General features: G+C 51.5%; 15 protein-coding genes. 6 read left to right on the top strand and 9 right to left on the bottom strand.

The genetic code is table 11. The features are described 5' to 3' along the window. Positions 1-173: 173 nt before the first annotated feature. Entirely contained in the window at positions 174-878 is a 705-nt protein-coding gene (gene grpE, locus HOK28_00195) for a nucleotide exchange factor GrpE (GenBank protein ID MBT6431478.1), read from the bottom strand. A gap of 20 nt (positions 879-898) precedes the next feature. Continuing rightward, positions 899-1,987, bottom strand: coding sequence for a heat-inducible transcription repressor HrcA (gene hrcA / locus HOK28_00190; protein MBT6431477.1), 1,089 nt, complete (start codon positions 1,985-1,987; stop codon positions 899-901). On the opposite strand from hrcA, the gene clpX reads away from it, so the two are divergent. After that, positions 1,986-3,332 carry an ATP-dependent Clp protease ATP-binding subunit ClpX gene (clpX, locus tag HOK28_00185; GenBank protein ID MBT6431476.1) on the top strand — a complete coding sequence of 449 codons (1,347 nt, stop codon included), beginning with the start codon at positions 1,986-1,988 and terminating at the stop codon, positions 3,330-3,332. The genes hrcA and clpX overlap by 2 nt on opposite strands. Positions 3,333-3,387: 55 nt before the next feature. Here the strand turns inward: clpX and HOK28_00180 are convergent, their stop codons facing one another. Continuing rightward, positions 3,388-3,996 carry a hypothetical protein gene (locus HOK28_00180; GenBank protein MBT6431475.1) on the bottom strand — a complete coding sequence of 203 codons (609 nt, stop codon included), beginning with the start codon at positions 3,994-3,996 and terminating at the stop codon, positions 3,388-3,390. A 165-nt stretch (positions 3,997-4,161) separates the two neighbouring features. Between HOK28_00180 and HOK28_00175 the strand changes: the two genes are divergently transcribed. The 3 genes from HOK28_00175 to HOK28_00165 all read left to right on the top strand — a co-directional run bounded on the left by HOK28_00175 (position 4,162) and on the right by HOK28_00165 (position 8,559). Beyond that, entirely contained in the window at positions 4,162-5,547 is a 1,386-nt protein-coding gene (locus HOK28_00175; protein ID MBT6431474.1) for a hypothetical protein, read from the top strand. A gap of 202 nt (positions 5,548-5,749) precedes the next feature. Then, positions 5,750-8,005, top strand: coding sequence for a serine protein kinase PrkA (locus HOK28_00170; protein MBT6431473.1), 2,256 nt, complete (start codon positions 5,750-5,752; stop codon positions 8,003-8,005). A gap of 95 nt (positions 8,006-8,100) precedes the next feature. Further along, positions 8,101-8,559, top strand: a complete 459-nt coding sequence (locus HOK28_00165; protein MBT6431472.1) for a hypothetical protein — start codon at positions 8,101-8,103, stop codon at positions 8,557-8,559. A 12-nt stretch (positions 8,560-8,571) separates the two neighbouring features. Here the strand turns inward: HOK28_00165 and HOK28_00160 are convergent, their stop codons facing one another. From HOK28_00160 to HOK28_00145, 4 genes are all read right to left on the bottom strand, one after another. Further along, positions 8,572-9,495: a DUF4388 domain-containing protein gene (locus HOK28_00160; GenBank protein ID MBT6431471.1), complete on the bottom strand. Its 924-nt coding sequence runs from the start codon at positions 9,493-9,495 to the stop codon at positions 8,572-8,574. A 148-nt stretch (positions 9,496-9,643) separates the two neighbouring features. After that, complete coding sequence (locus HOK28_00155; protein MBT6431470.1) at positions 9,644-10,456, bottom strand: outer membrane protein assembly factor BamD; 813 nt, start codon at positions 10,454-10,456, stop codon at positions 9,644-9,646. 83 nt (positions 10,457-10,539) lie between these two features. Then, a complete protein-coding gene (locus tag HOK28_00150) occupies positions 10,540-11,130 on the bottom strand; it encodes a hypothetical protein (GenBank protein ID MBT6431469.1) in 591 nt (196 codons plus the stop codon). A 202-nt stretch (positions 11,131-11,332) separates the two neighbouring features. Next, the gene (locus HOK28_00145; protein ID MBT6431468.1) at positions 11,333-11,563 is read right to left on the bottom strand and encodes a hypothetical protein; all 231 of its coding nucleotides are present in this window, start codon (positions 11,561-11,563) and stop codon (positions 11,333-11,335) included. A gap of 161 nt (positions 11,564-11,724) precedes the next feature. On the opposite strand from HOK28_00145, the gene HOK28_00140 reads away from it, so the two are divergent. Next, positions 11,725-13,854, top strand: coding sequence for a VWA domain-containing protein (locus tag HOK28_00140; GenBank protein MBT6431467.1), 2,130 nt, complete (start codon positions 11,725-11,727; stop codon positions 13,852-13,854). A gap of 355 nt (positions 13,855-14,209) precedes the next feature. Here the strand turns inward: HOK28_00140 and HOK28_00135 are convergent, their stop codons facing one another. Continuing rightward, complete coding sequence (locus HOK28_00135) at positions 14,210-14,347, bottom strand: hypothetical protein (GenBank protein ID MBT6431466.1); 138 nt, start codon at positions 14,345-14,347, stop codon at positions 14,210-14,212. 161 nt (positions 14,348-14,508) lie between these two features. Here HOK28_00135 and HOK28_00130 point away from each other — a divergent pair, with 161 nt between their 5' ends. Continuing rightward, the gene (locus HOK28_00130) at positions 14,509-19,950 is read left to right on the top strand and encodes a hypothetical protein (GenBank protein ID MBT6431465.1); all 5,442 of its coding nucleotides are present in this window, start codon (positions 14,509-14,511) and stop codon (positions 19,948-19,950) included. Between the two features lie 31 nt (positions 19,951-19,981). On the opposite strand, the gene HOK28_00125 is transcribed toward HOK28_00130, so the two are convergent. Next, the gene (locus HOK28_00125; protein ID MBT6431464.1) at positions 19,982-20,305 is read right to left on the bottom strand and encodes a hypothetical protein; all 324 of its coding nucleotides are present in this window, start codon (positions 20,303-20,305) and stop codon (positions 19,982-19,984) included. Positions 20,306-20,325 lie beyond the last annotated feature (20 nt).

Here is a 20,325-nt window from a genome sequence, read left to right as displayed (position 1 = left end):
AGTTTGAGAAGCGTCGAAGACTTATTCAGTATCATCGACGCCTTGGATGCCATTGCATCAACGATGAGGCACAAAACCCCATCCCTTTGGTTTTACTAATAAAACGGAGTGGAAACAAGGAATCGGCAACGTCTCAAGATCTTGCGGACGGTCTTAGCCGGAGGATAAAGCCTTTAAGATTCGGCTGAAGACTCTTGAGATGAATCAGAATTTTCTTCTGAGGGCGCTTCGGGGGCCACCGGTGCGATTGCAACGATCACTTTTGCGGGGCGCAAGAGGCGGCCATGAATGAGATAGCCCTTCTCAAATTCATCGGCGATACAGCCAGGCTCAACTTCATCAGTTGGCATTTGCCCCATGGCATCGTGAACCGCAGGGTCAAAAGATTGGCCTTTACTGTTTACCGTCGTCACACCGTAGCCGTCTAGGATTCCGAGAAACTGCTTGGCAACCATCTCAATACCCTGAACCAGGGGGTTTTCGCGGTCTTCAACGTGGGCCAAGGCGCGGTTTAGGTTGTCGAGAGCGGGGAGGACATCTTTGAGAAGCTGCTCGTTGGCAAACTTACGGATATCTTCTTTTTCTCGCCGGGTACGCTTCTTAAAGTTTTCAAAGTCGGCAGCGAGGCGTACCAGCTGATCTTTAAGCTCCGCTGCGCCGGGTTCTGAGACTTCGGGGTCAGCTTCAGGCTCTGCTACGGCAACGGGTTCGGCATCCGGGGTAGCTTCCTCTGCCTCGACAGGAGCTTCGGGCTGCTCGGCAGCGGCTTGCGCCTGGGGCTCACTGTGGTTTTGGGTTGCCTGCTCTTGCGCTTCTTGTTTCTCAACAGATTCAAGGGCGTCGGCGATTGCATCGTTGATATCGTTTTGGGTCGTCATGCTTTACTCAGTCTCAGATTTTAGAGCTTGTTCCAGTAGTTGGAAAGAAGCTCACTGGCATACCCAACTACAGGAATCAAGCGTGGATAGTCCATTCGTGCCGGTCCTAAAACACCTAAAATAGGGATTTCGGGTTCTGGGGTATCCACGGGGCTGCCTACGCAGCTTAGATGGTGGATGGTGTCGACTTGATGCTCGCTGCCAAGTACGACTTGGACACCTTGTGTTTTTAAAAGATTGTCTAGTAATTCTAGTAAGTTCTCGCGTTCTTCAATGGCTGAGAGAAGCCGGTGAAGTGTGTCGGCATTGGCGAATTCAGGCTGCCTGGCCAGACTTGAGGCCCCATCAACATAGAGCGCGTACTCAGCCGGTGGAAGTGCTTGTCGGCCGATCTCCATGGCGGTGGCCAAAAATGCGTCGTAACGGGCCCGCTCGCTTTTAAGTTCGCGATCGACAATGGCGCGAACCTCAGCCAGGGTCCGGTTACTTAATTTCTCGTTTAAAAACCGCTCTGTTCGCAATAGGTCTTCGTTTGAAAGTCCAAAATCATCTTCGACCATGGTTTGCTGAACCAGGCCGCTTGGAGACACAAACCAGACGAGTAATTTACCGGGCGCGCAGCGTACCAGGCCGATTTGCTTAAAACGGGTTCCCGAAAATTTAGGCAACGCGACGACCGTTAGCTGTCCTGATATTTGTGTTATTTTTTGGGCAAGTGCTACGGGAAACAACTCCGAGGCCGTGAGCTGACATGAGTCGAGTGTTTTGCGGTCTTGCCAGTGAAGGGCGTGGGCGCTTTGCTGATTTAAATAAGCTCTCAGACCCGCTTCGGTAGGCGTGCGACCGGCACTTTTGTGTGGCTTTTTTAAGAGCCCAGCCTCTTCCAACTCGGACATGATGTGGCGGATGGTGGCGGCAGAAACCCCCAGATCTCGCGAACTTTCGACAATTGCAGCAGAGCTTACGGGTGTGGCCGAGCTAATATAGAGCTCCACCACCGATTGTAATATTCTGGCTTGTCGATTGTTTAAATTCACGATGCCCTCTCTGGGGAAGTTACCCTTCGCATGTTGAAGTATGCCAACAACGGAGTTTGTCAAGTGAGCCATGTCAGATCTTCATTTGCTAGAACGGCGATCTGTGCATTTTTCTTTGGCTCAAGCCCGGGGTCTACGTTACTCTATAGGTTCAATCAGCGAGGTAGAAGTGGCGCGTAAAGATTTTCAAGGAGGGCAGCTGACTTGCTCATTTTGTGGCAAAAGTCAGCGAGAGGTTCGTAAACTAATAGCCGGTCCAACCGTCTATATTTGCGACGAGTGCATTCGACTGTGCACGGACATTATTGCTGAGGAGAGTGAGCGGGACACCGGAGAGCAAGGTCCTGAAACTTTGCCAACGCCGCAAGAGCTCGCAGCATTTCTAGACGAGTATGTTGTTGGTCAACATTACGCGAAGAAAGTTCTCTCGGTTGCAGTTTACAATCACTACAAGCGTATCAATTTGGAGCCAGAGAGCTCTGATGTAGAGCTCGCAAAATCCAACGTCTTGATGGTCGGCCCGACAGGCACGGGTAAAACTTTGCTGGCACAAACCCTTGCGAAGAAGCTGGATGTTCCTTTCACGATTGCTGATGCAACCACGCTGACTGAAGCGGGCTATGTGGGTGAAGACGTCGAGAACATCATTGCCAATCTACTCATCGCAGCTGAAAACGATGTGGAGCGTGCTCAGCGCGGGATTATCTACATTGATGAAATCGATAAAGTTGCCCGCAAGTCTGAATCACTTTCAATGACGCGTGACGTGTCGGGTGAAGGTGTGCAGCAAGCTCTTCTTAAAATTATTGAAGGCACCAAGGCCAGCGTATCTCCTCGAGGAGGAAAGAAGTACGGCCAAAGTGAAACTGTTCAAATTGACACAAGCAATATCTTGATCATTTGCGGCGGAAGTTTCACGGGCATTGATGGGATCATCAAGCGGCGAATTGGCCGTAAGGGAATGGGTTTTGGTGCTGAGCTTGGCATTAATGACGAGCGAAGTGTTGGTGAGCTTCTACGCGAATTGCGTCCAGAAGATTTGCATCAGTTCGGATTGATTCCTGAGTTCATTGGTCGTCTTCCGGTGATTGTTACCCTGGAAGAGCTGACTGAGGCAGATTTGGTCCGGATTCTAACTGAACCACGCAATGCATTGGTGAGACAGTATCAAAAGCTTTTTGGGCTTGAACGTGTTGAGCTTGAGTTTACCGATGATGCAATCAAGGCGGTTGCTCAAGAGGCGATCAACAACAAGAGCGGTGCCCGTGGTTTACGCTCGATTCTTGAAAACGCGATGCTCGATATCATGTACGAGGTTCCATTTTTAGAGGGTCTCCAAACATGCCGAATCACTGAAGGAGTGATTTGTAAAGGTGAAGAGCCTGAGCTTATTTTCGAGAAAAAGAAATCAGCCTAACACACTCTAATTGACGCGAAGACGCCGCAGCGAAAGCCCCGAAGTTGCTTGTCGCTCAAGGCTTAGCGTTATCCACAGATAAAGAAGATAAAATCGTCGCCGGCAAGAGCTGTTGCTGGGCAGGGTCGTGGAGTATCACTTTGACAGCTCTGGTCATTTTGACAGGGCCACTGGATTTATCGAGCACAGTCGTCTGGGTTGAGCAACCGTGAAGTGGGCCCATTCGGGTCGTACTGGTGAGTTTGAGACTTATGTCTGCTTGGCTCTCGATGGTCAGCTGGCTCTTGGTTGCACTTGTGATTTTATGCTGCGCAACACTTTGGCTGGTTCTTAATGGTTTGGGCAGCTTGGTATGAATACCAGGCTCAGTTTGCCAGCATAAACCATGAATCCCGACCTCCGGCGTGAGCCATGCACAGCGCAGTTCCTCTGCAATATCTGCCAGGTGCCCCTTATGAGGGCCATCACTTGAGATAGCACCTGCTTCTGTGAGAACAAATTCAAACGTTTGTTGCTCGTTGCCGGCTTCAGGCATGGTCAGATTCTCGCCCGAGAAATTCAAGAGTGTGTAGTGAATTCGGATGCCCCGGCTTCCTGAGACGTGGATATTTTCTTTGAGCTGGGCGCAAAACGAGAACTTTAGTTCTCGGTTCTTATTTTGCAACGTCCAAGCTCGACGGCATAGAATTGTGCGCGTCTTTTCGTTCTCAAGGTTTAGGTACATAGTTGTTTTAGACTAAACTGAGCTGGCCTTGGGGCCAAGTAAATTCCTTCTGCTTTATAGCACGCCGTGATACGAGAAGGTGGGGATTTAACGAGGTACGAGGGTATGATTCGGGTAGCCGTAGTCGATGTGGGTTCGAATGCGATCCGTTTGGTGTGGCAAGCGGTTGATGCGTTGGGCCACGTGAGAGATGAAGGGTACCATCGCTATGGCCTTCGCTTGGGCACAGATGCCTTCTCGCTCGGTAAACTCAGTCGCCAAACCACTCAAGATTTGGTGGCTGTTTTCCACGAAATCGCGGGCTTAATCAGTGAACATCAAATTGACTCTTACAGAGCAGTGGCTACGGCAGCGATGCGAGCGGCAAGCAATGCCCCGGCAGTTGTTAAGCGAATCAAACGCGAGACCGGTATAAAGCTTGAAGTCATTGATGGTGAGGTTGAGAGTGAGCTTTCACGGCGGGCTTTGGTTCAAGCGGCGGGCGGCGTAAGTGGCCGCACACTCCTGGTCGATTTAGGGGGCGGAAGTTTAGAGCTTGAGCGCTCCGATGGCCTTTTTCGTATGTCGACCTCTTTGGGCACGGTTCGGTTGATGAAGCGTTATCCTGAGTTGGGTGCTCCGATGGGCCGCCAAACGCTTTTAAAAATGCTCGACCAAGTTTTACAGGATTTAAGAAGCGAAGTGGGGCGCCGAGGAAAGGTTCCTGCGGCCGTAGGCAGCGGCGGAAACCTCGATGCATTAAGCAGGATTTGTCCCGGTGGACATGGCCCGATTCCCATGATCGATTTGGAGCGGTTGCCTGTGAAGCTGGTAAGCATCGCTTCTATGAGCGTCGATGAACGCATGCAGATATTAGGCTTGCGAGCAGACCGAGCGGATATCATTGTACCGGCTGGCTTGGTCGTCGCAGCCTTGCACCGGATGTTTGGTGTCCGTTCCTTGATGGTGCCAGGCAGTGGGATGCGTGAGGCTTTACTCAATCAGCAAACGGCAAGTGTGGAAGATGTGCCGAGCCGAGCCCGAAACTTAGGGGTGAGCAAAGGGTTTCGCAAGTTGGGACAAGCGGAAAAGGCTCTGCGTTATGTCTTTGAGAAATTGGCACCCACGCATAAGCAACACGCCGCGGGGTTGGGCGTACTCTTTGAGGCTCAAGCGGTGGCTTTGGCAAGAAAGCAAGGTCTGTGGGTTCCTGATGATGGAAGTTTCGCCGGACATGCGCTCGAGGCAATATTGGCCAGCTCACAAGCAACTCTGAGTAGAGCGATGCAGAAATTGAGTGCAGATGAGCAAAGCAGCATCAAACTGATGAAGGGCATGCATCAACTTGCGCAGAGGTTGGCAGGAGTACCGGCTTCGCATTGGCCTCAGATGTATATTGACCAAGGAGTTTTGGTCCTTCGTGTACCCCGAGACTCGTTGCTGATGCGTTGGCATTTTACAGCGGCGGCAAAAACGATGGACTTGGGGCTTTTGTTTGCACACAGCGAATAGCTTCTGCCACACGCCATCTTTTTTAAGGCCTCGTGAGTGGTTGAAAAGGTACGAGCCCTGTAAAAATCAGAGATTTCGAAAGCAGTGAATCTCTTGCTTCAATGCGCAAAGCCGCCTTGGAAAGGCGTGTGCGAAGCTGATGGAAGTATTTGAGGGATGTTCTTGATGCTGGCAGTCATCTCGGTCCGTGGTATGCTTTGGTATGAGCAAAAAGTCCTCAGAACCATCACTTGAATCCCTTATGGGTGAAGTTCGCGATTCGTTTCATGCGGACAAGACCATCATGAGTTTCCACGAATTTTATCAACTCATCTGCGAGGAGCCCCAAGTTCATTTGCGGTCTTCGGCGCAGTACATGGTCGACATGATGGAGCACTATGGCACCGAGTCGATCAATCGCGCCACCGGCGAGGTTACGCGGTTTAAAGTCTTTGACCGCCCGTTTAATGATGGGGAGGGCAGGGTCGCAGGGCAAGAAGATGTTCAGGTTGCGATTCATAGAACATTTTCGAATTTTGCCCGTGAAGGCCGAGTGAATAAACTCATCTTGCTCCATGGTCCAAACGGCAGCGCGAAGAGCTCCTTGGTGCGTGCTTTAATGGCCGGGCTGGAAGATTACTCACGTTTAGCCGAGGGCGCGATCTATAGCTTCAATTGGATCTTTCCTGCTACGCGTCACAGCAAAGACAGTATCGGCTTTGGGACCGCGCAACGTGCAGGCGCTGCCGGTGAATCCTATGCTTACCTTGGAGCTGACGACATTGATGCACGCGTGCCGTGCGAGATGCACGATCACCCACTCTTTCTTGTTCCACGTTCTCAGCGAACGGAGCTTTTAGAGGCACTGGCTCCCAATATGGTTCTTGGGGCCACGGACGAACATGTTGGGCGTTCTTTAAGTGAGTACCTACGTGGCGGCGACTTATCTTATAAAAGTCGCCGCATTTTTGATGCCCTTTTAGCGAGCTATGATGGTGATGTTTCGAAGGTATTCAACCACATTCAAGTCGAGAGAATTTATCTCTCTCGTCAGTACCGTTGCGGCATGGCAACCATCGAGCCTCAAATGGCTGTTGATGCTAGAATTCAGCAGCTTACCGCAGACAAATCGTTGGCGGCGCTGCCTAAAGCTTTGCAGCATACGTCGCTCTATCAGCCGACTGGTCCGTTGGTGAGTGCGAACAGAGGCCTGCTTGAGTTCAGTGATTTTCTAAAGCGCCCGGTCGATAGCTTTAAGTATCTCTTAAGCACGGTGGAAACGTCGACAGTGACGATGGATAGCTTCGTGCTTCATTTGGACATGATGTTTATCGCCAGTACCAACGAAACTTATCTCGATGCATTCAAACAGCATCCAGATTTTCCTTCGTTCAAAGGCCGTATGGAATTGATCAAAGTTCCATACCTTCGCCACTTCGGGGACGAGCGGGCTATTTACGATGCGACGATTACCGAACGTGTGGTGGGGCGCCACATTGCACCTCATGCTGTAGACGTGGCTGCGCTCTGGGCAATTTTAACGCGGATGCGCCGCAACAACTCTGAAGAGTTTCCAGAAGATGTTCGCGAAGTCATAGACTCCTTAACACCGATGGAAAAGCTTCGCCTTTACGATCAGGGAGAAGTCCCTCACCGGCTGACCACACGGGAAGCTCGGGAGCTGCGCCATAGCCTCAAGGATCTTCATCGCCAGGCCGGACGCCGGATGAATTACGAAGGGATTAAAGGCGCGAGTGCACGTGAAATCCGAAGTGTTTTACTCAATGCAGCCTACCACGAGGAGTATAGCTATTTGAGCCCCTTGGCGGTGTTCAGTGAAATCGAGGCAGTTCTGGAAGCGAAGTCGGTTTATGATTTCCTTAAGCAAGAGGCAAAAGATGGTTACCACGATCATGTGGGCTTTTTGGAACAGGTCCGTGAGCTTTTTACCCAATGGACTGACGATGAGATTTGCGATTCCATGGGGCTGGCCAGTGATGAGAGCTATGGCGAGCTTTTCACCCGCTACATTTCACATGTGTCGCATTGGGTGAAAAGTGCCAAACTCGTGGATCCGAACACAGGGACGCTCGAAGAACCGGACAGCCGCTTGATGCGGGATATTGAGAAGAATTTGGTGAATGAGGGTGAGAAACCTGAAGATTTTCGCCGGTCTATCATTGCCGCAATCGGGGCCAGGTCCCTCGAGAAGCCTAATTGCACTCCGGATTATGAAGAGATGTTCAAGACTTATATTCGGAAGCTGCGGGACGCATTTTATGCTGAAAGGCGTGAAGAACTCTGCAGCATCAATCAAAATTTCCTACGCTATGCATCGCAGGATCGCTCCACCCTCGACGCTAAAGAGCTGAAACAGGTTGAAGCGATGCTTGAGAGGCTGAAAGCCCACTATGGGTACAGCCTTGAGAGCGCACGGGACGCAGTGGCCTATCTTTTAAGGGTAAAATATACGGATTAAGTGGTCCGGGAATCGCCGCGTTGCCTGTGACAACTTGCCAAATGTCTGGATGCACATTAGAAGCTCTGACGCATTGACGTTCAGGAGGCCTCCAAGTGGCAGACTACACTCAGATTATTCGTGACATATCTTCAGAGAAGTTTATGGAAATATTCTCCGCATCAGCTCGCAAGGCTCGTGAAGTTTATTTCGCTCGACACTCGATTAAGTTACCTAAAAAAGGACCGAAAGTTCGTAAGCCCGGCGCAAAGAATGCGCTTCGAGCACAGGCGCTTTTCGACGTTCTGCAAACGACAACCGATGACGAAATGTCAGAAGAGATTTTGCGTGTATGGTTGTTAGGGATGCGACCGATGCTGGGTAAAGCGTTGGACCACCTGGATATTGAGAATGACGATGGCCTCACGGATTCAGATGAAGTCTCCAAGATTGCAGATCTGGACAAAGGCGCGTTGAAGAAACTTGCCGCTGAACTTAAAGACATTGCTCAGCCTGATGATATTTCAGTTTACTTGAAGTTTATGGGTGCGAAGAACGTGGACGCAGCGCTTTAAATAAAGCCGGCTCTACTCTTCTTCTAGGTAACCCTGACGAAGTAGATATTGCAGATCACTTAAAACACCGTGGTCTGTTCTTGGACTCTCTTCCACCACTTCACCAATATTATCGCAATTGAGTACCAGTTGGATGGTATCGAGCTGTTCTTTGGACAGGCTGGAGAGTTTCGGCATCATGGGAACGGCCCAGGTCAGCCCCGTGTCTGTGGCAGGCAGTCCATCGTAGAGTGATTGAAGCTCGTCGCTTTGGCGCGTGGCTTCCATGAGGAGATTTTCAGTTGGTTCGGTTAAGAGCTCGCTGAAAGTTTGGTCTTCGTCCCGGTCTTCAAGGCTGAAGTCACCCACGCCCCAACCAATCATTCGGCAAAACGCTTTGTAGGGTGCGAGGTCTTGGCCTTCAATCAGAGCAAACTCGACTTGCCCTTCGTTAAGGTACAATTTTCCGTTGTGATCGCCACTGATGCCAAGCACACCGGAACGTCGGTTGCTTGCAAAGAGTTGCAACAAGTCAGGCAGAGGTACTTCTGCGAGACTGCCGGTCATGGTGATGCTTTCAACATTCTTTTCTGAGATCTCGCTCATCATTTGGCGAACGGCATCAGCATCATCGCGGATAGCTTCATCGATGGTCATGTCGGATGCTTCAATCACGCGAATGATAGAGGTTCCGAGGAGGAGGCGGTCACCGAGGGTTACGTCATGACGGCGAATCTTTTCACCATTGACGTAGGTTCCGTTGGTGGAACCTAGGTCGGTAAGAACCATGGAGTCACCCTGAATTTTCATCTTGGCGTGTTTTCGCGAGACCATCTCTTCACTCAAAACGAGGTCGAGGTCTGCGGATCGCCCAACCAATAACTCCCCGCTCTCGGGCAGAGGGAATTCTGCGGTCTTGTACTTACCAGAAATGAATAAGAGTGCGTATTGTCCCATGATGAGTAACCGTACCGGTTCTTGGCCAGCCCTTCAAGCCGGTGGAGCATATGAGCATGGGCGTAGACAAGATTGTCGTGGGATTTTTGATTTTTGAGAGGATTATTCGTGGTTTTGCCACGATAAGCTCAGATGGGGCTCAATGGGCTTAAGGAGCTTCGGGTTCAGCTTTTACTGGCTTTTGATTGGCGATCTTCTGCAGTGTTTGGCTGGCCGCTTCAGCTTCTTCGAATGCTGGGAACTCTTTGATCAATCGGTCTAAAGCTAGGCTGGCCACCTCGAATTCACCAATCTCAAAGCGAGATTGTCCGGTAATCCAAAGTGCTTGAGCGTCGAGCCCGAGGCCGGGGTAATTCTGAAGAATACCTTCTGCTCGCTTGGCGGAAGCTTTAAAACGGTCACGTTTAAAGTAAAAGTCAGCCACATACATTTCGTGTTGAGCCAAGCGTGTGCGGCAGATTGCTACCCGCTCACTCGCTTTTTTGGCGATGTCGCTTTGGGGAAACCGGCTGATGAGGCCTCGAAAAGCGTCGATGGCTTGGTGGACTCTTTGCTGATCTTTTTCTGCAGAGGGCGGCAAGAACCACCAATCTTGCGGTAGGCGTTCATAATAAGCTTCGCCAATACGGAACATGGCGTAGGGCACTTCTGGGTGGCCCGGGTTGTATTTGAGAAACCGCCGGTAGCTACCGATCGATTCATCGTGCTTACCCTGCTCAAAATAAACATCTGAGATTCGTAAGTCTGCAAGTCGTGCAAACGCAGTGTAGGGATGCTTACTTTTAACGTCACTAAAGCCCTTAACGGCCTCTGGGTACATACCGTCTTCAAGCGCGATCAGAGCAGCTTCATATTTGTACTCTGCGCTCTTGGGATCAAGCTTTGCCAATTTGGCATTGGGTGCGCATGCGAAAGATAGCAAGGCAAGAACTAGGGTGGTGACGATTTGTCGCAGGTACATGGGCTGTCTCCAAGGTAGAGAAAGCTTCTACTGACCGCAGCGACAGGGTTCAAGCCCAGAGTGCTAAATCTTGGCTGAAAGCTTTAGCGAGGAATCATTTGAAACGAATCAAGCAGTGCTGCCGCAATTTTTTGAGCTGATTCCGAGTCGAGGCTCGTTTCAGCGCCTTTGCATGCGGCCTCAACAACGGCTGCAACGGTTGCTGTCGCTGCTGCAGTTTCGGCTTCAAATTCAGCCGAGTCGATTTCGTCGCCCCAGGTCGGTTCGTTGGTCGGGAGTATCCCGTTTTCCTTGATCCACTCCGTGACCCTCACACGCATGCGCCGGTCGCGAAACTCGAACCAGCGACGCCGCTCATCGGGAAGCGTAAGCAAAATGTCTTTAAATCGACGAAATGCTCCCTTGCCGTTGATGGCCGCCTCCATGCGAGACTTTATGGATTCATGTTCAATGCTTTTTACGAATTCACTTACCCATTGATACTGGATTCGTGAGGGTACGACCTCCACGGTGCGGTAGGCACCGGGCTGGCTTTTAACCTTCTCGTGTTCTGGGTCTCCGGGGCCAAGCTTGATGACTTTTCCCGACGCAAGATCTAGAAAACATTTGTATTCAGCAGTGTTCGTTTGAAAGGCTGCATAGAGCCCTTGCCAATCAATATTCAATTCAATCACAATTACGCCCTATTCGTGCCTAATTCCCCCGGCAACCAACCCGGCTTCTCCGCCGTTCGTCGCCGCCAAGACACAAGGATGTCCACTATGAGTGTCACATATTCTGGAGGTTCACGCCAAATGCTCATCACATTTATCCGCGTAGATTTTATGGGGGGGTGACTGATTTTGACCTAATCTCAGATAGATAGACTGAGTTTGTCTAGTTGCAATAAGGACGAATCAGACGTGAAGGACTTCGACAAGTTGTCTTTGAGAGGGGCATCAGCGGGACATTGTGCCAGCTACTACCGACTTTTACGCGGTAAAGGTTGGCGTCGATGCGCTCTTCCTGATCCCCGCCACCATTGATGGCTCGAGCATTTTCGAGGACGAAGAAACCACTGGACAGTGTGGTTACCATAGCGATCATAATCACAAGTGACTTTTTCATTATCGGCTCCTGGGGGAAGTCAAAAATTGACCTTGTCGCGGCTTCTACTTGAGGATCTGGTAGCTGGCAAGATACTTTCTGTATTGTTTCCACCGCTTGATCTGGTTCGATGTGACTTTATGCGGCTTGCTTTCTAAAATACATCGAGGCAAGGTGCCTAGGTGGACGTAAGCTTTCTAAATCCCTGGCTTTTATTGGGCCTAGCGGGGGCATCACTGCCCATTATTATCCATCTGATTGGACGTAGAAACGCCCCAACTCAGGCCTTTGCGGCCTTTGATTTCCTCATGGCGGTAAACCGCCGCTTGGCCAAACGTGAGAAACTGCGCCAGTGGCTTTTGCTACTCATGCGAACTTTGGCAATTGCTGCCCTGGTGATGGCAGTGGCAAGACCGATGCCGGTGGTAGACCGAGTTCAAAGTGATGTCGCCCGAAAGCTTCTTTTGGTCATCGATCATTCAGCCTCGATGGCCTACGAATTCGACGGGAAGACGCTGCTTGAGCATGCGAAAACCAAAGCTACAGATTTGGTAACTCACCTTGAGCCCGGTGATGCCGTGAGCTTGGTGATTGCGGGAGAAAAACTTGAAACGCCCTTCCAGGCCCCAAGTTTGGATCATCAGGCCGTCCGCAGCCGGATAGCGAAGATCGAGCTGTCTAAAGGAAGTGCCGATTTGGGCAGCGCGATGGAGCAGGCCTTGGCTCAGGTTCCTCAAGGGGGAGAAGGGGTTGTCCTTGCCGTTGTTGGAGATTTGGCAGCATCCAATTTTGCGAATGTACAGCCAACAACTTTGGTTCCCGCTCCCGAAATCAGGCTCATTGATGCAGCCGGGCGTACAGGGAATGTACCCCTGGCTAATGTTGCGATTGAATCTCTGGCCATTGAAACGACGGGGCTTTCCCCACGAGAGCGCCGCTTTACTGTGGGCCTGCGTAACTATGGCGCCGAGCCAGTGAGCCGTTGTGGCCTTTCGGTTCGAGTTGGAGATGATGTTAAGCAGCGCGGCTACGTGTCGATTGCGCCCCAAGGCCAAGCTGAAAAAGTTCTTACTCTAAGCTTTGACGAAGCGGGTTATTTTACGGGTGAAATTAGGCTGCAGGGCTGCTCGGGCGATGGTTTTTCTCAAGACGACTCATTTTATTTTGTAGTGGATATTTCGCCCGAGGTCAGTGTGCTGGCGGTCAACGGAGACCCAAGAAGCCGGCCTTATGACGACGAACTTTTTTTCTTAGAACGAGCGCTGGAAGCCATCCCGGCTGGCGACGCGCGGATTAATCTTAAAATGGTGACAGCAGGCGAGCTTGCTCAAGAGCCATCGCTTCTTAATGAGCAAGATGTTGTTTTATTGGCCAATGTGGCTGAGCTTTCACCCGAAGTGGTGGAGTCGTTGACGAAGCATGTTGTTGATGGCGGGGGACTTTTCTTAACCCTCGGCAACCAAATCGGCTTTGAAGCGATGAACGAAACCCTGAAAGAGCTTTTACCGCATCCGCTACGAGACCTGCACCGCGAGGCGGATCCTGTGTTGGGGGCCCCGCCCGTGGGACTGACGGATCTTCAGCGTGAGCACCCTATCTTTTCTGGGATGGACCTCGCTTTTGAGCTGGGACTTAAGGAAAGCAAAACCCGGAGCTACTTTAACTTGGCGGTGGGCAGCGGGATTCACGCACGCCCGTTGATGCGCTTCTCAAACGGTGCACCGGCCCTCGTTGAGGCAACTGGGGAGTTGGCTGGCCGAGTTATGCTTTTGACCACCTCAATCGACCTAGGCCTCACTGATTTGGCACTGCGTCCATCGTTCCCGGCATTTTTACAACGCACCATCCGTTACCTGGGGCGAGCGGTGATGACCGGGTATCGGCGTATTGGGCGAGTTGGTGAAAATATCGAGGTCAATCTCCCCACAGCTTCGAAAGCGATGGAGTTTCAAATTGCGGAGTCAGAGCCGATTCGGGTCCCGAGACCTGCCGATGGCGAATCCGCCGTTCGAGTGGCCGGACTCCGGGATGCAGGAATCTACCGAGTCAGAGTTCTTGAGGCTGGTTGGTCGAGGCAGCCTGCTTTAGATCTCGCGATGAACCCTTCTCTTTTGGAGTCAGATTTTACGCCGGTAGAGCCTGAGCAAGTGGCTCAAGCCATGGGGGCGGGAACTGGCGATCAGGTCGTATCAGTGGCTTTGAGCGCCGATGGGCAGTCAGACCCTTTCGAGGCACGAGGCTATGCATCTTTAGCGCTCTTGTGTCTGGGCTGTTTCTTTCTCACAGAGTCTATTCTGGCTTCACGGGGCTGATAAAATTCACAAACGGTTCGCTTCGTTTGGGCCGTGAAGACCGCGGCACCCGATGGATTAAAGAATGATCGGCTGAGCCAAACTCTGATGATTTACCTCAGAACCGAGCATTTTTGAGGTTCAATCTGGGAGCCCCACATCAGATATGTGCGTCCATTGAACCATTGTGTTCTCCACGGCCGCTCGGATTCGGTGCTCGAACCGCGGATTTACCATCTTGGGTTGATTGCAGTGCTGGGTCGGTTTTTGGGTTTGGAGAGCGCTGAATTAGGCTTTTTTTAGCCATGTACAAACAAAGAAACCCCTCGCGTAGGTGGGCGAAGGGTTCATCGAACTCTTTGATTTTAAAGAAAATTTATTCTTTTTTGTCGCCGAAAGTAGCTGCCGCTGATTGGGTGCTTCCTTCACGAGCGAGCTTGCGCTTACGGTCTTGACCAGCGGCCTTAGCCTTGCGCTTGCGAATGATTTTTCTTCGTTTTCCGTCTGCTGCCATAACTTAACTCCACAGTTGTCAGAGGGGCGCTTCTACAACAACCACAACCGCTTTGGGAAGAGCATTTTTTGTATTAAATTCTAGGCACTTGTGGATTCGTTTCAAAATTGATCTTCAGGCAGCTGGCGCAGCTTACCGGAGCGGGCTAAAACTTAAGTCACATGATTTTCCATCGAATCAATTGCCTCGTTTTACTCGCCCTGGTCCTGGTCTCCGGAATGGGATGTGAATCTCCCAAGGAGCCCGAAATATTCTGCTTCGAGGATGGCACCTGTGTGCAGCCCGACGGAACGCTTACCACTGAAGATGGCCAGCCGATTTGCGAACTCGATGATTCATGCGCAGATACGACTGATCCCGGCACTGAACCTGGCGGGATAGGCAATGGCCCAGACATAGACAACGGCGAAGAGCCGCTGGTGTGCACATGCGACCCATCGGCATCTGACACCGACTCCGATTGTATAGAAGACGCACTTGAACCGGCTGGTCATGTTGGGAACTGGGACTCCGACGGCGACGGGATTGGCGATGGCTGTGAAGATAAGAATCAAAATGGTCAGCGCGACGTCGTAGGGGGAGTTTTTATTGAGACTGATCCAGGCCTTGAGGATTCAGATGGCGATGGTCTTGGAGACGGAGTTGAAGATCGAAATTTAGATGGGCGTTACGATGCTTCGGAAACCCACCCGATTCGAGCCGATACCGATGGCGATGGCCTAGACGACGGCCTTGAAGATGCCAACTTGAATGGCGAAGTGGACGGTTGGATAGATTCCGATGGTGATGGTTGTTTTGTGCTGGGAGTTGACGTTGCCGGTGAGAGTGATCCACGTACCGCTGATTCTGATGGTGACCGAGTCCCTGATCACTATGAGGACAGAAACTTAAATGGCACTGTGGATGCAGGTGAAACCTTAACCTTCCATGCTGATTCTGACTGCGACGCTTTAGCAGATGGTCAAGAAGACCTTAATCGCAATGGCATTCTAAACACCCGCGAGACCGACCCTCTTAACCCAGACACAGACCATGACGGCCTTTTGGATGGTATCGAAGACGCTGATGGTAATGGTGTTTGGGATCTTGTTTTGGAAACGAGTCCGCTTTTACCGGACTCCGATGGCGACGGTCTGACCGATGGCCAAGAGGATCTCAATCTCAATGGCCAAGTTGATGGTTTTGACGACGTAAATGAAGACGGTTGCTGGCAAGCATCCGAAGCACAAGGGGAGAGCAATCCGCGTGTACCGGATAGCGATGGCGATGGCATAGACGACAATATTGAAGATGCCAATCAAGACGGAGTGTGCAACCGAGTTGATGTGATCAATGCTTTGGACCCGTCGGAGATGATTGCGGTTCTTAGTGAAACCTGCCCGTGGCTCGCCGATTCAGACTGTGATGGCCTCGTTGACGGGTTTGAGGATTGGAATCAAAATGGGATTCGCGATTTAGGTGAGCTCGAACCGCGCCGAAGCGATTCAGATTATGACGGCTTGGTTGATGGTTGTCCCGAAGGGACCGCAGTTCAGCTTTGTGAGGATGCGAATAACGATGGCTTTGTGAGTGCAGGTGAGACAAACCCTCTCATTCCAGACTCCGATGGCGATGGTCTTGTTGACGGTTGCGAAGTTAAGTTTGACGGCGATATTTGCCCTGAATTTGATTGCGGTACCAATCCACTTCTTGAAGATACTGACAATGATGGGCTGACGGACGGTGAAGAAGATGCCAACCGCAACTGCCTATTCGACGAAGGTGCGGTGGAGACAGATCCTCGTGTCTTCGACCTACCACCGGAATCGCTCTCTCAGGCGTTCCCTGAATGGAATGTGTGTGCTTCACAAAACTTAAATCAACTTACCTTCGCCGCAAGCAGCCGGTCCAGTCACGATTATCGTTTAGCGCTGCCAGCGTTGTGGCTGGAGACGGGTGTTGAATGTGATGTTCGAAGTCAAGAGAGTTGTCCAGATGGCGGCCAGTGTGTGTCGGGCTTATGTTCTGAGCCCGCGCCCTATTTCGTTCAGCCCTTTGGCGTAGATGAAAACGGCAATGGGTTTAACCCACAAGAAGAGGCCGATACGCTCTGGGGGCATCTTTTTCAGTCGCCGCGTATGGTCACTCAGGAAACAGGTGATACCCGTATCCTGAATGCCGATATTTATGGGTTTATGACTTTGCGTGAAGACGACCGTCCTTTGGACGATATCCTTGATGATATTCGGTTAGATCTGGCGTCTCAATTTGACTCTGTTGTTGAAATAGGATCGCTAACTGCTCGACCTGCTCATGATGATTTGCCTTCAGCACCGATACTTATGGCTCAGCGCCAGATAGAAATCCGTGTAGACTCACAACAAAGCGCACTCTCTTTGAGAAATGAACTGCTCATCAACGGGTTCCTGGACGGTCAGAGTCCAGATCCTGAAGAAACACCGCCAGCCATTGACCCGGTTTATGGGGACGTTGATTGCTCGGTGATCGACCGGTGTTACACCAACTTCTCGATTCAGCTCCAAGCGGTGCAACGACTGTCTCAAGAAGGCCCGTCTGGAGAAGCGACGGTCTTGGTTCTTTTGGCCTTAACACCTGATGATGCCAGTACAAGTTATCAAGCTGCCCGCCGATTTGGCGAACGACTCGCAAGCCTCGAAGACTTAACCGATGGCACGGCGCTTGGGCGATTTGATGCGCAAGTTAAAAAAGAGTGTGAAGGTCTTGAGCAATCTCAAGCTCAAGTTGATGTTCTCTGGGTTGTGGACGACTCACGCTCTATGCAGCAGATCATCGGCCGCTTAGAGAGAGCGTCGCGGGATGCTCAGGTGGTCTTGACGAGTAATTCAGGCATTGTGGATTTTCGTTTGGCGATGACAACGACCAACCCGTCTAGTGTTGCTCAGACGCAGTGTGTCCCAGTTTGCGATGGAACGTGCACCGCGATGGTCCCATCGAACGACACGATTTGTGATCGAACCTGCGCTGATCAAACAATTGGTTGCATGACTTTCTGCCCCGTCAATTGTGATTCAACATGTGCAAGTACCGGGGAAGGCGTTTGCGATGCCACACGGTGCGCGGCAGGTTGTACTTTAGAGGGAGACTACGAACTCGCATTTGAGAACGCACTGAGTGCAGGGCTGAATTTACCGGGCGGGGGCGGTTCGCTTTATTATGAAGACAGCTTGTACCTCGATTGCGATTCTCGCTCTGTAGATAGCTTAGACCCAAGCAGTTATCAGCGGCGCTACTTTAATAGCTGTGCTGATGAAGATGGCTTTGCTGCATTTTTTGAATCGAACGGCGGCCGCAAGGCTTTGAGCGAGCATGGTCAGTTTCTGGGGAGTGAGCCAGGAGCATTCTGTGAGACGAATGCCATGGATCTAAGTTATACGATTTTTAATTCAGGAACCGCATGTTTGGATGATTCAGACTGTTATTGTGAGCGTCTTACAGAGGTGTGCAGTGATGGACCCCGGGTCTTGTCCTCACAAATTTGTGATTTGATTCGCTCCATGGGCGGCTTGCCAGATTTAAGCGGGCAAACCAGCAGCGCCCGGCCGCACTCATCACCGGAACATGGCAGCCGGTCTGCACTGCGGGCTTTGCAAAAGCTTGTGCCTGCGTTGCCACGCGACTGGGAACCTCAAGACTCACCGCAGGGCTATGTTGCAGCGGAACATATGAGACTTGCCTGCTCCAAGGTGGATGCAGGTTGTATCCCCTGTTCACCGGGGGTTGACCCAAATTGCACACCGGTTCCATTGGTGACGGTTTTCCTATCAGATGAAGAAGACTTTTATTTTAAAGATGATTGCGCGTCTTCCGCGGCGCTCGCAGATTTAACGCCGCTGCCATTGAATTGCCGGTTCCAAGATGGTGACCCTACGACTGAAGAAACTTGTGAAGCCGATTACTGCGAGAGTCAAAACTTTCGTACCGGGCTTCCTGATGGTTATGGGCCAGACTCGTTTGGTTATTCAACCAGCCGCGACAGTACCCAGAGTTGGCGCACACAAGGTACTCAGGTTTGCTCGTCCGATGTAGCAGACCGAGCTCTAACGTGTGTGGGTGACCCTTGTGAGGGTATCGGCAATGAATCGGCATGCACCGCCTGGAATGGCACTCAAGGAGCGACGTGCAGTTGGAACAACGCTGGGCAATTCTGTTCGAATATTTGCTCTTTGGTCGGCAACGAAGCCGCATGTAATGCAGATGAGCGCTGCGCGTGGAATGCCGCTTATACTCAAGGAGTCGGCGACCCTTGTCAGATGGCGACACCTCTAAACGATTGTCAGCCCTGTAAGCGCTTGCTGCGGGCTCAACAGGCACTGGACGGGACAGACGACCTGCCTCTTGGGTTTCGAGATGTTGGACCAGTGTACGCCATTGTTCGCAATAAAGGTGAGTCTGGCTATGGCATTGCCGGAACAGCCATCGAGGATCGATGTAAAGGCGGAGCGATTACGTGGGGCCGAGGAGATGGTCAGGCTTACCGCTCCATGGCGATTGGCTCGCTGGGCAGAACTCAAGATGTTTGTGCCGACGACTATCTTGATTTCATGCAGCGGCTTACCTCTGACCTTGCTATTTTGAGCGCTCCCTATCCTCTGAAAGATTCGCCGATAGCATCGACCTTGAAGGTCGGCATCTCGCGACCAGAGGATGGCGGCTACGTTTACGTGCCCGTGCAGCGGTCTCGAACCAGTGGTTTTTTCTACGATGCGAGTCGCAACTCCATCGGCTTTAAGAGCGATCCCATCGACGGAGAATGCGGCGAGGGTGATTGCTCACTTGATGGCAACCTGGAAGAGGCCGAAGTCGATTTCGCAAGAACCGCAAACCATGTGCCGCAGCAAGGGGACACGGTGATTCTTTCATACCGCTCTTGGCAACCGGTGCCTTGCTTGGATGAGTGCAGCGATGATGAGACCTGTGTGAGAGTTGTCTGCGCGGAAGATGCAAGTCCCGGAAGCTGTGTTGGAGATGATTCCACGAGCTGTTCAGTAGGCTACAGCTGTGCAGACGACAGCTGCGCGTTAGATTGCACCCTTGGCGAACTTGTGGACCGCTGTGTGCCAAATACCAGTTGTGACGGCTGCGAGACACTGACCAGTGAATCGGAGTGTGAGCCAATAGCCGATACATGTGTGTGTGATGACTCCGACGCCATTCGTTGCGATCCTGAGGGTTCGGTTAACAGTTGTCCGATGGGCTTTGCTTGTACCGCCGGCTGTCTTTGCGAGCCGATTCCAAACTGTGATGCAGGCTTTACCCCGGAAGGCACTGTCAACAGCTGTGTGGACGCTATTGGGTGTTGCGCGCTTTGGAGTGAGGCGGACAATGTGTGCGGAGGCCTTGGTTCAGAGGCGGCTTGTGACGCGGATGGAGATTGCTCGTGGGCGACGTCAGTGGATGCGTGCGACGGCTTCTACCCAACTTGCTGTGAACCGGGTGAAACACTTGCTTGCGATGTTGATGAAGAAACAGGGGAGTCTAGAGCGTATTGCATTCCAAACTGCACCTGCGACCCTGGATGCAATCCGGATACTCAGTACTGCTGTGTTGAATGCGGCTGTGAGTGCCGAGATAACTCTCCTTAAAGAGTTAGCCCGGCGATAAGAGACTTAAACCTTAGTATGCCTTGGCGAAGACCACGCGTTGCTTAGAGGGCTTGCCAGTCACAATACACTCTCCAGCTTCGATATCGCCTTCCAGAGGGATACAGCGAATGGTTGCTTTGGTTTCTTCTTTGACGCGGGCCTCTGTTTCAGCTGTGCCGTCCCAGTGAGCCATGACAAATTTACCTTCTTCTTGGCCGAAGATATCTTTGAAGTCATCGTAGCTATCTGTGCTGAGGGTGTTGTCGGCCAAGCGCTTCTTGGCCGCAGCCAAGAGGTTGTTTTGCTGGTCGTTAAGTATCTTTTCGATAACCTCACCAACATTGTCCAAAGACATGGAGTCTTTTTGATCTTGAG

The sequence above is a fragment of the Deltaproteobacteria bacterium genome, assembly GCA_018668695.1.
Classification (GTDB): Bacteria; Myxococcota; XYA12-FULL-58-9; order XYA12-FULL-58-9; family JABJBS01; genus JABJBS01.
This window is presented reverse-complemented; position numbering and strand designations above follow the sequence as displayed.